This is a genomic window from Deinococcus aerolatus, from assembly GCF_014647055.1.
GTDB classification, from domain to species: Bacteria; Deinococcota; Deinococci; order Deinococcales; family Deinococcaceae; genus Deinococcus; species Deinococcus aerolatus.
In genome coordinates, this window is sequence record NZ_BMOL01000021.1 from 14,876 (window position 1) to 27,653 (window position 12,778).

Genomic DNA, 12,778 nt, shown 5'->3' on the forward strand with positions numbered 1-12,778 from the left:
CGGCGGCCTCACAGCTTCAGGAAACCCACCTTCTCGCGCACCTCTGCTATAACCGGCGCGGCGATGGCGCGGGCCTCCTTCGCGCCCTGCGCCAGCGCGTCGCGGATGTCGTCGGGGTGCTGCGCGAGTTCCGCCGCCCGCTGCTGGATGGGGGAGAGGGTGGCAGTCACGCCTTCCATCAACTTCTTCTTGCAGTCCACGCAGCCGATGCCGGCGCGGCGGCATTCCACGTCCACCATTTCAATCGTCGGCAGGTCCGAGAACAGCTTGTGGTAGTCGAAAATCAGGCACACGTCGGGGTTGCCGGGGTCCGTGCGGCGCACGCGGGCCGGGTCGGTGGGCGCGGCCCGCAGCTTCTGCCAGATGCTGTCCAGACTCTCCAGCAGGCCCAGGGTGCTGTTCTCACCCTTGCTCTTGCTCATCTTGCCGTGGCCGTCCACCCCTGGAATCCGCAGGGCGTCCTTGTTGTACACGGCTTTCGGTTCGGGGAAGGTCTCGCCGAAGGTGTGGTTGAACCGCCGGGCGATCTCGCGGGTCAGCTCGATGTGCTGGGTCTGGTCCTCTCCGACCGGTACGGTGTCGGCCTTGTACAGCAGGATGTCGGCGGCCATCAGCACCGGGTACATCAACAGGCCCGCCGGCACGCTTTCCAGCGCCCCCGCCTTGTCCTTGTACTGGGTCATGCGCTCCAGCTCGCCCACCGGGGTCAGGTTGGTGAAGATCCAGCTCAGTTCCTGGTGCTCGGGCACATGCGACTGCGCGAAGAACACCACACGGCTGGGGTCCAGCCCCACCGCGAAGTTGGCCAGCGCCATCTCGAAGGTGCGTTTTGCCAGCAGTCTGGGGTCAAAGGCCGCCGGGTTGGTCAGCGCGTGCAGGTCCACCACGCAGTAGATGCTGCCCTTGCCGTACTGCTCGCCCAGTGCGACGTAGTTGCGCATGGCCCCGAAGTAGTTGCCGATGTGGGGCTCGCCGGTGGGCTGGATTCCAGAAAAGACGCGGGACATCACCGGGGCATTCTAGCGGCCCGGAGACGCGGCGCTATGTGGCAGCCACGCAGGACAGGACCGGCACCGCCCGTCGCCACAGGAGAGCTGTCGCCACAGGAAAACGGGCCGCCCACACAGGGGCAGCCCGTTCGGCGGGGAAAGAAGACTAGCGGGTGGCCGGTTCCGCCGTGTCGGCGGGGGCGTCGGGGTCCGGCGTGCCGGGGACGGTGCTGTCCGGCGTTTCCGGGGTCCCGGTTCCAGGCCCGGTTTCCGTGTCGGTCCCGGCGGCGGGCGCGTTCAGACCAGGCCCGGCGGCGGCCACACGCTTGGCCTGGGCGGCCAGCACCTTTTCCAGATTGTCGGTCGGCTTCAGGGTGGCCACCTGTTCGGCCAGGAAAGCCTGTCCGGCCTCGTTCTTCTTGGCGGCCAGCACCTGCGGCTCGATCTGGCTTCTCACGGCGCTCAAGGGCTGGGTCACCGCCGGCTGCAGATCGGTGACGTACAGCACCGAGAACCGCTCCCCGACTTTCACCACGTCGCTGAGGCTGCCCTCGCCCGCGTCCTTGAGGGACTTGGCGGCGAAGACGGCCGCCTCGAGTTCGGGGCTCAGCTTGCCGTCACCCGCCGTCAGTTCGCCGCGCTCGCTGACGGTGGCCCCGGCCTTGCCCGCCGCTGCCGTGAAGTCGCCGCCCTTCCAGTCGGTGCGGAAGGCCAGCGCCTGGGTGCGGTCACGGAAGCTGGCCTCGGCGACGGTGGCGCTGGCGGGGGTCTCGAACTGCGCTTTGTTCTGCGTGTAGTACGCCTGCAGGTCCGCGTCGCTGACCTTGACGTCGCGGGCGCCGTAGGCAGCCAGTCCCTGCGCGATGTCCTGGCGGGTGCCGGTCAGCGGCAGCTTCAGCCGCTCGGCCAGGGTGGGGGCGGCGTAGGTCTGGATCACACCCTGCAGCACCTGCGGCTTGAGAAGGCCGTTCACCAGGCTGGCGGCCTGCTCCGCCGGCACCTGCTCCAGCAGCGAGCTGAACTGCTGGTTGCCGACCACGCCCTCCACCACTTCCGAGTACGGAATGTCGCGGCCGGCCACGGTGGCGACGGTGGGGTTCTCGATGGTCCAGTTGGGATCGAGGTACTCGACCTTGGCATTCTTGTCCAGCTCGGTCAGCCACCGCTCGACGGCGGCGTTTTCCTTCTGGGTCTTCAGGGCGGCCAGGATGTCGGTCTTCGCGTCCTCGAAGGGCTTGGGGGCCGGGGCCAGGTACTTCTCCACCTTGACGATGTAGAACTTGCCGCCGCTGGACACCACGTCGGTCAGGCCGCCATTCGTGAGGGCAAAGGCCGCCGCGCCCACCTCGGCGGGCAGGGCGACCTGGGCCACCGGACGGGGCGCGCCGTTCTCGATGGGTCCCAGCGCCCCGCCGCGGTCCCCAAACTCGCTGCTGTTGGCCGAGGCCAGCGCCGCGAAGTCCGCGCCGCCCTTGAGTTGCGCGAGCAGCGCCTTGGCTTTGGCCTCGTCGGCCACCACGATCTGGCGCCCCTGAACGCGCGCGTCACTCTGGAAGGCCTCGGGGTTCAGGTCGTAGTACAGCCTGGCCTCGGCGTCGGTGGGGGCGGGGGCCGCCTTTTTCAGCTCCTCCACCTTGCGCTGCACGGCAAGCTGCTCGCCCACCGACTCGCGGTAGCCCGCGTCGCTCAGGCCGGCCCCCTGCAGGGCGTCGGTCCAGGCCTTGTTGTCCTGGAAGCCGTTGGCCTCGCGGACCTTGGTGACCTCGGCGTTCACGTCGCTCCGGCTGACCTTGATGTCCTGGGTGGCGGCCTTGACCAGCGCCTGCTGGATCTGGCTGGCCACCACGACGGTCTTGAAGTCGTCGCCCAGCACGCCGGTGTCGGTGGTGCTCAGGACCGGGTTGGCCCGGCGGGCCTGGTCAAGTTCCTCGGCGGTGATGGTCTGCCCGTTGACCTTCAGCGCGGGCGTGCCGCTGGCCTGATTGCCGCTGAACAGCTGCCCGATATTGGGGGTGAACTGGTAGGCCATGCCGACCACCAGAAGCAGGGCCAGCACGATCAGCATGACATTGGTGACTTTCTTTCGCTTCACTTGATCTCCTTAAATATAGGTGCTAGCGTACCCCAGACCCTGAATGCACTCGTAGCTCAGGTGGATAGAGCGTTGGCCTCCGAAGCCAAAGGCCACTGGTTCAAGTCCAGTCGAGTGCACCACCCAGCTTTTCAGTCCGGTCAAGCCACCCTGCGGGGTGGTTTTTTTGTGGACCGGGCCGCAGGGTGGGGCAACTGCCGGCAAACACACGCGCAAGAGTCTAGCATGCAAGGTTAAACGGGCGTGAAGCCGCAAAGCGCGTTGTGGAGCGTATTTCTCGTGCCCTTCATGCGGCTGGAGGCTGGCGGGCGCCCCCGGCCTGTACGCTGGGGACATGAGCGACTCCACTCCTGATCACGCGGCTGAGTTCCATGCGGCGTCCGGCGGCCTGCTGCGGCTGCTGTCTGCCCTGCCCGGCAGCTACGACGGACCACAGACCCCCGAGGCGGCTCCCTATGGTCTGGTCGGCGTGGGCGAGGGCACCCTGGCCGCGCACCTGCTGCAGGCCCTGGCGCTGCCCAGTCTGACCCGCGCGGGCACCCAGTTCGTGCTGGGCAGTCCCGACGTGGCCGCCGCCGCCACCGATTACGCCGATCTGTCCGAGGTCGCCGGAGCCACCGCGCGCCGCATCAGCACCGGGGGCCGCCCCGGCGAGATCGACGTGCTGGTGCCGGGCGGGCCGCTGTCCACCTACCACTTCGCGCAGGCGGTGGCCTACGCCAGTGGGCACGCCGACGAGGCCGCGCAGGCCGACGCCGCGCTCGCGGCTCTGGCCCTGCGCTGCGCTCCGAATGTCGAGGAGAACAACCCCGCCCGCGACCTGGCCTGGAGCCTGTGGGGGCGCACGCCGCTGCTGCTGGCCGCCAGCGACGCCGACGCCCTGCCGCACGCGTGGCAGCAGCTGCTGGCCCGCACCGGCAAGACGCTGGCCGTGCCGCTGCTGGGCGACCTGTTGCCACTGGTCAGCGGGGCCTTCGACGCCCGCCATGAGCAGGGCGACGCCAAGGTGGCCCTGATTCTGGGCGACACCGATCCCTCGCTGCTGCTGGCCCGCGAGGTGCTGGATTCGCGCATCGACGAGATCATCCACGTGCCTGCCCCGGACGGCGCGCAGGGCTACCCCGCCGCGCTGGCGCTGTGGTACTTCGGCGCGTGGGTGGCCGCGTACCTGGCCGAGCGGTACGGGGCCGAGCCTGCCGACCCTGCGGTGCTGGCCCGCGCCCAGGCCACCCTGAGCGGCGAGGGCGGCAGTGAGGACGGCGGCGACCTGCGCCTGACCGCTCCCCGCGACGACCTGCGCCGCACCCGCGTCGACGACGCCGGGCCAGACTGGGCCGATGCTAGGGATGAGGATGACGAGGACGATCTGGATGATCCCGACGACCGCGAAGAGGACTAAGCAGGGCACGTCCCGGGCAGGGCGCAGACGCCGCCCGGCGCTCCACCGCCTGAAAAACTGTTTTCCGGAGCGGGTTCACCCTTTGGCCTGAGCGCTGCTTGTGTTCCGCCGGAGCGCTATCATGCGGGATGTGCGGCTGCTGCTGCTTTCTGACATTCACGCCAACAACACCGCGCTGGCAGCGGTGCTGCTGGACGCGGCCTCACGCCGTTACGATCAGGTGTTTCACCTGGGTGACGCGCTGGGCTACGGCCCCAATCCGCGCGAGGTGCTGGACGTGCTGCGTGACCTGGACGCCGTGTGTGTCATGGGCAACCACGACCAGATGCTGCTGGAATACGTCGACGGCAAGCGGGCCACCCGCGACAGCGTGGTGTCGCTGGCGCTGCGCTGGCAGATCGAGCGCCTCTCGGAGCGCGATATCGCCTGGGTCCGCACCTGGCGCGACGGCATCGACGATCCGGACGTGGGCGCCCGCTACCGCCACGGCACGCCGGTCAGCCTGGACGACTACACCGACTCGGTGGCGGCGGCCCGCGAGGCCTTCGGGCAGTGGCAGGGCCGGCTGGGCTTCGTGGGCCACACCCACGTTCCCGCCGTGTACGCCACCCTGAACGCTCCCACCGGCGAGTGGATCAAGGGCCAGCTGTTTCACGACGGCGGCAGCTACATGGTGCCGCCCACCACCCGCGTGATTCTCAACCCCGGCAGCGTGGGCCAGCCGCGCGACGGCAACCCCAGGGCCAGCTACGGCATCTACGACACGGTCCGCTCCCAGTTTGAGGTGATTCGCGTGGCCTACGACGTCCCCCGCGCCCAGGAGGCCTCGCTGGAGGCGGGGCTGCCGCAGGTGCTCGCGGCGCGGCTGGCGGTGGGCAAATAGCGTGGGCACCGGCGCGATCATCACGGCAGGGTGCCCATGCCAGCGGCCGTGACCCTGCACGTCCCCCTGATCGAGCAGGCCGAGGCCTTTACCGGCAACGCGCTGCTGCTGACCGGCCCGGCGCGGGTGGGCAAGCTGGCGGCCGCGTGGGCCATTGCGGCGGCGCAGAACTGCCAGGGTGCGCGGGGAATGTACGGCGAGGCGTGCGGCATCTGCCGCTCGTGCCTGGCGCTGGCGGCTGACGCACACCCGGACGCGCTGCTGATTGAGCCGCGCACCACCACCGCTACCGGCAAGGCGGCGCGGCGCAAGCTGATTCCCATCGGCGCGGTGCTGCAGGGCCGCGACAAGGGACGCGAGTACGAGACGCACATCTACGAGTTTCTGGAGGTGCGCCCCACCTTCGCCCGCCGGGTGGTGATCGTGAATGGCGCGGAATATCTGGGACCGGAGGCCGCCAACGCCCTGCTCAAGCTGGTGGAGGAGCCGCCGCACGGCGCGCTGTTCCTGTTTCTCGCCGAGGACCGGCGCTCGGTGCTGCCCACCATCGTCAGCCGCAGCGCCCGCCTGGGTGTGGCCCCGCTGGCCGATCACACCCTCGAATCGGCCCTGGTCCGCGCCGGGCACACTCCGGACCCTGAACTGATCGCCTTCGCCGCTGGGCGTGCGGGCGTCCTGGGCGATCTGGACGGCGTGCGTGCCGCGCTGGCGGACGCCCGCGAGCTGGACAACTCGCTGGGCGTGGGCCTGCTGAGCGCTCTGGAGGCCGCCGAACGGTTGGAAAAACGTTTTGATCCGGCGTGGCATCCCGAAGCCCTGCGGTTCACGTGGCGTCAGCGCCCGGCCCACCAGCGTGCCCGTGCCGACACCGCCCTGGACGCCCTGCAAGGTGCGCTGGAAGCTTACGCCAGCCCCAGCCTCAGTTTCCAGGTGTTTGCCCTGGGCGTGCGCGAGGCCTTCGGCCTGAGCTGAGGTGCGTCCTGTTTGCCGTCAGCGCATAAAAAACGCAACTCCCGTCCTTCCGAAGTTGCCGCTGATGGTTCTTGATGTCTGTTTGAAGGGATGCAGGCGATGGACGCCCGCAGCGTGGGACGGTCAGTCCAGCGAGAAGTCCGTCCCTGGATGCGGGTAACGGGGCAGCACGCGGTACACGAACAGGGGAATCAGCCGGGGATCAAAGGCCATGCCCGAGTGTTGCAGCAGGTAGGCGGCGGCCTCGTCGGCCGTCCAGGCGGCGCGGTAGGGCCGGTCAGAGACCAGCGCGTCGTACACGTCGGCCACCTTGATGATGCGCGCCAGCAGGGGAATTGACTCGCCGATCAGGCCCAGCGGGTAGCCCTCGCCGTTCCAGTGCTCATGGTGGTGCAGGATGGCACCCAGAATCTCATCGTCAATCTGCGGCGCAGTCCGTGCCAGCCGGTGGCCCAGGGCCGGGTGCTGCTGAATCGTCCTGAACTCTGCGGCCGTCAGGGGGCCTGGCTTCTCGAGAATCTTGCTGCTGATGGCGGCCTTGCCAATGTCGTGGAGCAGGGCTGCCCAGACAACCTGCCGTACATCGCGCTCATCCAGAAGCAGTCCAGCGGCCTCGGCCAGCTTGAGTGCCAGGGTCATCACGCGGCGTTCGTGGCCAGCGCAGCTGCGGCCCACCACTGTGGTGGTCCAGGCATCAACTTCCTGAAGGTACGTGTCAATCAGCAGTTCATGCGTGCCAGGCGCGGCGGTCCAGGTTCCAATCTGCTGGTTGTGCCAGGGAACCCACTTGCGGTTCATTCCAGGCCAGCACAGGACAGGCGACCCATCCGGAACGAGAGGCTGTCCATACGGTTGGTCAGCAGCGAGGCGGTGGCCGGACGGACGTTTGAGACGGCGGCCTGCTGGCGCGTCTGCGTGGCAGTCTCGGTGTTGAAGGCTTCACGGACCTGCTGCATTTTGCGGGGATAAGATACGGCCATGTCAGCGACCTCAGTTCCCGATCACGCTGGACATGCCAGTGCTGGTGGCTGGAACGCGTTCGAGTCCGGCGCCGCCGACTGGAACGGCGCTGGCCGAGGTAACTGCCAGGGCGAGGGCAAGGCCGATCAGGGTGCGCAGGGTCTTTTTCATAGGGTTATCCTAAACGGTTAAGTGTGAACAAGCGTTTAAGCCGTTTGGCACAGCTCCGGGCGGACTTCGATACCGGTGATTATCACTCCGTTTTAACAGTTCTGCAGGCCCAGGATGACCTGAACGCTGAAGAAATCACCTGTCTGGGGATCTCGCTACTGCGAACCAGTCAGTTCGCAGCAGCGGAGCAGTCGCTTGAACTGGCGATGGCCCTTGGAAATGACGAGGCTGCCGTGGAATACGGCAACCTGCTGCGGGCCACCGGTGAAAACAGGAAAGCGGCGTCCCACTTTATTGACCTGCTGCCCCGGTTGGAGGGAGAACTGCTGTTCAGGGCGCTGCGCTGGTACGGCGTGACCCTGCAGCAGCTGGGCGAACCCGGCGCGGTCAAGGCCATTGAGGACGCGCGGCGCGGGTACCTCTCGCTGGGTGACAGGAAAATAGCGGCACGTCTCTCCCATACCCTGGCTTCTACCTATGTCCTTAAGGGTGAATTATCCACTGCGCTGAAGCTGCTGACCGGCGCGTTGCCCGTGCTGGAACAGGACGCGAACAGGCGTCCCCTGCTGGCGGCCATCTACACCCTGATTGACATCCAGGTCGAGGCGGGTCAGCTGGAGACGGCCGCCGAAACGATCGAGAAGGCGCAGGCCATTGCCTCGGATTTACGCGACGAGTACGTGGCTCTTCACCTGGACGCCCGCAAGGTCAACATCATGCTGATCGGGGGCGACTACGGCGGTTTTGTCGAGCAGCTTGTGGATCTGGCGGAACGCGGTGAGAAGCTCCGGGAGTTCTACATCACCGAATACGCGCTGTCGCATCTTGCCAACCACCACAGCCGGGTCGGGGAACATACCGAGGCGGTGCGCACCATTGCCCGGCTGCGCGCCCTGAATCCCGATCTGTCGCTGTACGCCCGCGTGGTTCTGGCCATGATGGCCCTGCGGCGCGGTGACAGCGCCTCGGCCCTGCGGATGCAGCTGGACGTGCGCGAGGAGGCCACGCAGCGCGGCGCGCATATCGACGCCACGCGGGCCTTGCTGCTGGCGGCGTACTGCGCGTACCGCATGAATGACCTGCCGCGCTGCACCGGTCTGCTCTCGGAGGCGCTGCTGGAACTTGCGGGCCTGCCCCGCACCCAGTCGCAGACTGTCATAGCGCCGGATCTACGGGAAATCGAGGAAATGCTGGCCTACGCCCGGCTGCAGCCAAATCTGGCCCCGCTGCTGGAAGCCGCGCTGGAGGACACCTCGGCGCTGAGCGGGACCATGCGTGACGATCTGTTTACCAGCGGCATGCGCCTGGAGATCATGACCCTGGGCCAGGAACTGGCCCTGCGCGATGGCATTCCCTGCGCCATGCGGGTGCGCGGCAGCGTGGCGGTGCTCACCTACCTGGCGCTGCATCCGCGCAGCACCCGGCAGGACGTGGTAACGCAGCTGTGGCCGGACCGCGATCCCAAGAAGGCGGCCACGTATTTCCGGCAGTGCGTGACTGACATCCGCGAGGCCATCGGCGCGGACGTGATTCTGGTCGAGGGCGCACATCAGGCCCCCGAGTACCGCCTGAGCAGCAAGGCCAGCGTCACGCTGGACAGTCAGCGGGTCTTGCAACTGGTGGCCCGCGATCAGCTGCCCGCCGCCGTGGCCGCCTACAAGGGCGAGTTCCTGCCCAGCATCCAGGAGAGCGAGTGGGCCGAGGAGCAGCGCATGACCATCCAGCGGGCGCTGGTGGGGTCACTGCGGGCCGAGTTGCGGGCCTCGCAGATCGAGCGGGGGCAGGAGCGGCGGGTGGTGCTGCTGGCGACGGCCATTCTGGGCATCGACCCCGGCGACATCGAGACCGAGGACCTGCGCCTGTCGGTGGCGCGGCAGGTGTCCAGTCCCTCGGAGATCGCGCGTTTCGAGGCCGAGCGGCACCGGCGCATGAACTGAGCGCCCTGTGCTGAGCCGTCTGCGTTGGGCTGTCTGGGCAAGCCGATGCCCCTGGCCTGAATGCTGGGTGCCGGTACGCCGGGCGCTGGCGCTCAGCCCTCGGTGGACGCGCCGGGGCGGGTGGTCCATCCGGGGGCTGGTTCGATGGTCTCTGCGGGGGCCTTGCCGGGTTCCAGACCGCTGCTGCTGGCCGTCTGCAGCGGCGTGAGGCGCATGCCCGGCGCGCACTCGATCTGGCAGGACAGCCGGGCCTGACCCAGCAGGTCCTTTTCCGTGAGCTTGTCGTACTCGGCCAGCGTCATGGCGTCGGGTTCGCCCTCCTGAAACGACACGCGGCAGGTGGTGCACCTCGCCACGCCGCCGCAGCGGTGCAGGATGTCCACGCCGCCGCGCTCCAGCGCCAGCACCAGCCGCTCGCCCGTGCGCGCCGTGAGTTCTCCGAAGCCTTCAATCTGAAGGGTGATGTCCTGGGGGGTGAGCTGGGTCATGGCCGACAGGATGGCATGCCTGGAGTCCTGTGGTGTGGCCCGCCGGAAACCCTGCGCTGCGCCCCCGCTTGACCGCTGCTGCCCTGGCCTGTAGCTCGCCCCGGCCTGTAGCTTACGGTCCATGAGCGAGCAGACGTTCCCCCAGACGCAGCGCCCCGGTGGCCTGCTGCGTGTTGCTGCGGGCCTGCCCGTGCTCCCGCCGCCCTCCGGGGTGTAGAGAGGTCTGCTGCCGGACGCGTCCCAGTGACGCCTGACCCGCCGTTTTTACATTCCTGAAGGGAGAAAAATATGCGCCTCTCAAGCCACAAATCAGCTCTCCGGCGACCCACCCAGGTCCGCGTGCCCCTGCACGACGGCCCGGTCCCGCCCCGAGGCCTTGGCCGCGTACAGGGCGGCGTCGGCACGGGCCAGCAGGCCGTTGAAGTCCTCGCCCGGACGCACGCTGCTGGAGCCGATGCTCACCGTCACCTGAAGGTGCTGCGGCCACGTCCAGGCGCGGAACTCGGCCAGCAGCTGCTGGGCGCGGATCTGGGCACGCTCCGGCGTCGTGCCCGGCATCACCACGATGAACTCCTCGCCTCCCCAGCGCCCCAGCGTGGGCGGCGACGCCCCGGCCTCGGTGGCGCAGTTCTGAAGCACCTGCCCCGCCGCCGTCAGCACCTCGTCGCCCACGCCGTGGCCGTGGTGGTCGTTGATGCGCTTGAAGTGGTCCAGGTCGATTAGAAAAATGGACCCAGTCTGTCCGCGCTCCACGTCCCTCAGCAGGGCCTCCACAGCGGGATACACCGCGTGGCGGTTGGGCAGCCGGGTCAGGGGATCGGTGAAGGCCAGCTGTCGCAGCAGTTCCTGGGTCTCGTTCTGGACGGCGTACTGGGCGCGGAACCACGACAGGCCCCAGACCAGCAGAAACACCATCACGGCATTGATCTGTACCCTCACAAGACCACCGACAGACGCTGCGGCATATGTCGTGGGCAGCAGCCACGGCAGCAGCAGGCTGAAGGGCAGGTACGTCAGGTTGAACGTGGCCGCGCGGCCCTGCGGCAGGGCCAGAAAGGCCAGGATGCAGACACACAGGACCGTCCAGTACGGTCCGCTGTTGGGATACGGTCCAGGCAGCGAGGCCCCCGTCAGACTGGCCAGGACGATGTGGACGGTGCTCGCGGCGCTCAGCACCCCGACAGAGGCAAGCTCAATGACAAGCAGGGCCCCGCCGGTCAGCAGCCACCACAGGCCCGGCACGCAGAGTGCCAGCAGCACCGGCGCGACGTACTGAAGGTACGGTTCGTTCAGGTTCATCACGCGCTGCAAGACAAGAAAGCTCAGCAGCAGCGCCATGGCGCTGCACAGCGTGCCGATGTACAGCCGGCGCCGGACTGCCCTGCCGTAAGGATCGCGGCTGGGTAGGAGGAGGCTGGCGTCCGGACTCATATGCGTCCAGCGTAGTCGGCCCGCTCTTGCTCACACCTGACAGGTGGGCATTCGTGGCGGGCCGCACGGACCCAGGCGGACCCACTGAACCTCATGCCCATTTCCCGCAGACTGGGGCCATGAGACCGCCCCCATCCCCCGTCCGCCGCCCGGAGCCCCGCACCGCGCCGGGGCGGCCGCAGCCTGGTCCCGCGCTGGGCGTGACGGCCGCGCTGATCGCCGCCATCTGGGCGCAGGAACTGATCGACCTGTTCGCCTTTGGCGGTGGCCTGGACGTCTACGGCATCGAGCCTCGTGCGCCGGGGACGTTCTGGCATGTGCTGATCGCCCCCTTCCTGCACTACGGTTTCGATCATCTGATCGCCAACACCGTGCCGCTGGCGGTGCTGGCCTTCATGAGCGCGGTGCGTGGCGTGGGCCGGTTCCTGGCGATGACATTGGTGGTGGCGGTGGTGGGCGGCGGTCTGGTGTGGCTGCTGGGGCGCGGCGGCAGCGTGCATCTGGGGGCCAGTGCGCTGATCTTCGGCTATCTGGCGTACCTGCTGGGCGTGGGCTGGTGGGAGCGCACCCCCGCCGCGATCGGCGTGGCCGTGGTGGCAGCCGCGCTGTACGGCGGCATCATCTGGGGCGTGCTGCCGGGCAATCCGGCGGTGTCCTGGGAGGCGCATCTGTTCGGTTTTCTGGCGGGCCTGCTGGCGGCGCTGCTGCTGCATGGGCGCAGGCCGCGCCGGGTGGAGGGCAGAACGTAGGGCTGTTTTGCCCCGGCCAGTAGTCCCACAGGGTCACTCAGTAGTCCCCCAGCGTCACCAGGCCGCCCGGCGTTTCCAGCACGGCATGCAACTCGGGCTGCGGGGCCTCATAGACTTCCACCTCGCCCATGAAGTTCAGGCGGTCCAGCACGGCGCGCAGGGCGTCAGGGGTGGGCGTGCCCAGGCGCAGACGGCCCAGCCGCACGCCCACATCGGTCAGGCGTTCGGGGGGCGGGGGCGTGTGCCACACGATGCGCGACGGGGCCACGCCGCCCATGGGCAGCCCGCCGTCCTCGGGCACGGTCAGCGCCCAGCGGTTCTCGCCGCGCGAGAGTTCCAGCACCTCCGGCCCCGGTTCCAGCGCCGCCAGCGCCGCCACCCAGTGAATCAGCGCGGGGCCGCCTTCCAGCCGCTTTTGCAACGCCGGCGTGTCCAGCCCGAACCAGCGCGGGCGGGACGGGGCGGGCGCGTCGGGATCGGTGGCGATGACCTCCAGGTAGCTGTCCGGCCCCAGCGACAGCAGCGCGTTGTGGGTGCCGAAGGTCCCGTGCTTGCCGCCGTCCTGCATGGGCACGTCCAGGCGGCCTTCAAGCCACGCGCGGCCCTCCTGGAGCGTGCGGGCGGCGATGACCAGATGATCCAGGGTGGCGGGCATGGGGGCCAGCATACGCAGATCGTGACCGGCAGGCTTGCAGGGGGGCCGTGAC

General features: G+C 68.5%; 13 protein-coding genes and 1 tRNA gene. 6 read left to right on the forward strand and 8 right to left on the reverse strand.

Going from position 1 to position 12,778, the window contains the following annotated elements; genetic code table 11:
• Window positions 1-8 precede the first annotated feature (8 nt).
• Window positions 9-1,007: a tryptophan--tRNA ligase gene (gene trpS / locus IEY31_RS16010; protein ID WP_188973806.1), complete on the reverse strand. Its 999-nt coding sequence runs from the start codon at window positions 1,005-1,007 to the stop codon at window positions 9-11.
• Between the two features lie 148 nt (window positions 1,008-1,155).
• The gene (locus IEY31_RS16015) at window positions 1,156-3,081 is read right to left on the reverse strand and encodes a peptidylprolyl isomerase (protein ID WP_188973808.1); all 1,926 of its coding nucleotides are present in this window, start codon (window positions 3,079-3,081) and stop codon (window positions 1,156-1,158) included.
• Between the two features lie 45 nt (window positions 3,082-3,126).
• On the opposite strand from IEY31_RS16015, the gene IEY31_RS16020 reads away from it, so the two are divergent.
• From IEY31_RS16020 to IEY31_RS16035, 4 genes are all read left to right on the forward strand, one after another.
• Window positions 3,127-3,203, forward strand: a tRNA-Arg gene (locus IEY31_RS16020).
• A 212-nt stretch (window positions 3,204-3,415) separates the two neighbouring features.
• Window positions 3,416-4,480 carry an SIS domain-containing protein gene (locus tag IEY31_RS16025; RefSeq protein ID WP_188973810.1) on the forward strand — a complete coding sequence of 355 codons (1,065 nt, stop codon included), beginning with the start codon at window positions 3,416-3,418 and terminating at the stop codon, window positions 4,478-4,480.
• 121 nt (window positions 4,481-4,601) lie between these two features.
• Window positions 4,602-5,363 carry a metallophosphoesterase family protein gene (locus tag IEY31_RS16030; protein ID WP_188973812.1) on the forward strand — a complete coding sequence of 254 codons (762 nt, stop codon included), beginning with the start codon at window positions 4,602-4,604 and terminating at the stop codon, window positions 5,361-5,363.
• A gap of 36 nt (window positions 5,364-5,399) precedes the next feature.
• On the forward strand, window positions 5,400-6,335 hold the full coding sequence (locus IEY31_RS16035) for a DNA polymerase III (RefSeq protein ID WP_188973814.1): 936 nt from the start codon (window positions 5,400-5,402) through the stop codon (window positions 6,333-6,335).
• A gap of 123 nt (window positions 6,336-6,458) precedes the next feature.
• Here IEY31_RS16035 and IEY31_RS16040 read toward each other — a convergent pair whose 3' ends face one another.
• Genes IEY31_RS16040 through IEY31_RS16050 form a run of 3 tightly spaced genes read right to left on the reverse strand, consistent with a single transcriptional unit; the run spans window position 6,459 to window position 7,466 of the window.
• Window positions 6,459-7,133: an HD-GYP domain-containing protein gene (locus IEY31_RS16040; protein WP_188973816.1), complete on the reverse strand. Its 675-nt coding sequence runs from the start codon at window positions 7,131-7,133 to the stop codon at window positions 6,459-6,461.
• Window positions 7,130-7,315: a hypothetical protein gene (locus IEY31_RS16045; RefSeq protein WP_229723717.1), complete on the reverse strand. Its 186-nt coding sequence runs from the start codon at window positions 7,313-7,315 to the stop codon at window positions 7,130-7,132. Before IEY31_RS16045 ends, IEY31_RS16040 begins: the two co-directional genes overlap by 4 nt.
• A 10-nt stretch (window positions 7,316-7,325) precedes the next feature.
• On the reverse strand, window positions 7,326-7,466 hold the full coding sequence (locus IEY31_RS16050) for a hypothetical protein (protein ID WP_188973820.1): 141 nt from the start codon (window positions 7,464-7,466) through the stop codon (window positions 7,326-7,328).
• A 23-nt stretch (window positions 7,467-7,489) separates the two neighbouring features.
• Between IEY31_RS16050 and IEY31_RS16055 the strand changes: the two genes are divergently transcribed.
• Window positions 7,490-9,403, forward strand: coding sequence for a hypothetical protein (locus IEY31_RS16055; protein ID WP_188973822.1), 1,914 nt, complete (start codon window positions 7,490-7,492; stop codon window positions 9,401-9,403).
• A gap of 92 nt (window positions 9,404-9,495) precedes the next feature.
• Here IEY31_RS16055 and IEY31_RS16060 read toward each other — a convergent pair whose 3' ends face one another.
• Both IEY31_RS16060 and IEY31_RS16065 read right to left on the reverse strand, forming a co-directional pair.
• Complete coding sequence (locus IEY31_RS16060) at window positions 9,496-9,891, reverse strand: 2Fe-2S iron-sulfur cluster-binding protein (RefSeq protein ID WP_188973825.1); 396 nt, start codon at window positions 9,889-9,891, stop codon at window positions 9,496-9,498.
• Window positions 9,892-10,200: 309 nt separating this feature from the next.
• Complete coding sequence (locus tag IEY31_RS16065) at window positions 10,201-11,322, reverse strand: GGDEF domain-containing protein (RefSeq protein ID WP_188973827.1); 1,122 nt, start codon at window positions 11,320-11,322, stop codon at window positions 10,201-10,203.
• Between the two features lie 119 nt (window positions 11,323-11,441).
• On the opposite strand from IEY31_RS16065, the gene IEY31_RS16070 reads away from it, so the two are divergent.
• Entirely contained in the window at window positions 11,442-12,071 is a 630-nt protein-coding gene (locus IEY31_RS16070; protein ID WP_188973829.1) for a rhomboid family intramembrane serine protease, read from the forward strand.
• Between the two features lie 37 nt (window positions 12,072-12,108).
• Here IEY31_RS16070 and IEY31_RS16075 read toward each other — a convergent pair whose 3' ends face one another.
• On the reverse strand, window positions 12,109-12,726 hold the full coding sequence (locus tag IEY31_RS16075) for a VOC family protein (protein ID WP_188973831.1): 618 nt from the start codon (window positions 12,724-12,726) through the stop codon (window positions 12,109-12,111).
• Between the last annotated feature and the right edge of the window lie 52 nt (window positions 12,727-12,778).

Bases quoted from the DNA above. Each gene is read 5' to 3' on its own strand.
- IEY31_RS16065 (WP_188973827.1), bottom strand. From the start codon at position 11,322: ATGAGTCCGGACGCCAGCCTCCTCCTACCCAGCCGCGATCCTTACGGC.
- IEY31_RS16035 (WP_188973814.1), top strand. From the start codon at position 5,400: ATGCCAGCGGCCGTGACCCTGCACGTCCCCCTGATCGAGCAGGCCGAG.
- IEY31_RS16070 (WP_188973829.1), top strand. From the start codon at position 11,442: ATGAGACCGCCCCCATCCCCCGTCCGCCGCCCGGAGCCCCGCACCGCG.
- IEY31_RS16050 (WP_188973820.1), bottom strand. From the start codon at position 7,466: ATGAAAAAGACCCTGCGCACCCTGATCGGCCTTGCCCTCGCCCTGGCA.
- IEY31_RS16040 (WP_188973816.1), bottom strand. From the start codon at position 7,133: ATGAACCGCAAGTGGGTTCCCTGGCACAACCAGCAGATTGGAACCTGG.
- IEY31_RS16075 (WP_188973831.1), bottom strand. From the start codon at position 12,726: ATGCCCGCCACCCTGGATCATCTGGTCATCGCCGCCCGCACGCTCCAG.
- IEY31_RS16045 (WP_229723717.1), bottom strand. From the start codon at position 7,315: ATGGCCGTATCTTATCCCCGCAAAATGCAGCAGGTCCGTGAAGCCTTC.
- trpS (WP_188973806.1), bottom strand. From the start codon at position 1,007: ATGTCCCGCGTCTTTTCTGGAATCCAGCCCACCGGCGAGCCCCACATC.
- IEY31_RS16060 (WP_188973825.1), bottom strand. From the start codon at position 9,891: ATGACCCAGCTCACCCCCCAGGACATCACCCTTCAGATTGAAGGCTTC.
- IEY31_RS16025 (WP_188973810.1), top strand. From the start codon at position 3,416: ATGAGCGACTCCACTCCTGATCACGCGGCTGAGTTCCATGCGGCGTCC.
- IEY31_RS16030 (WP_188973812.1), top strand. From the start codon at position 4,602: ATGCGGGATGTGCGGCTGCTGCTGCTTTCTGACATTCACGCCAACAAC.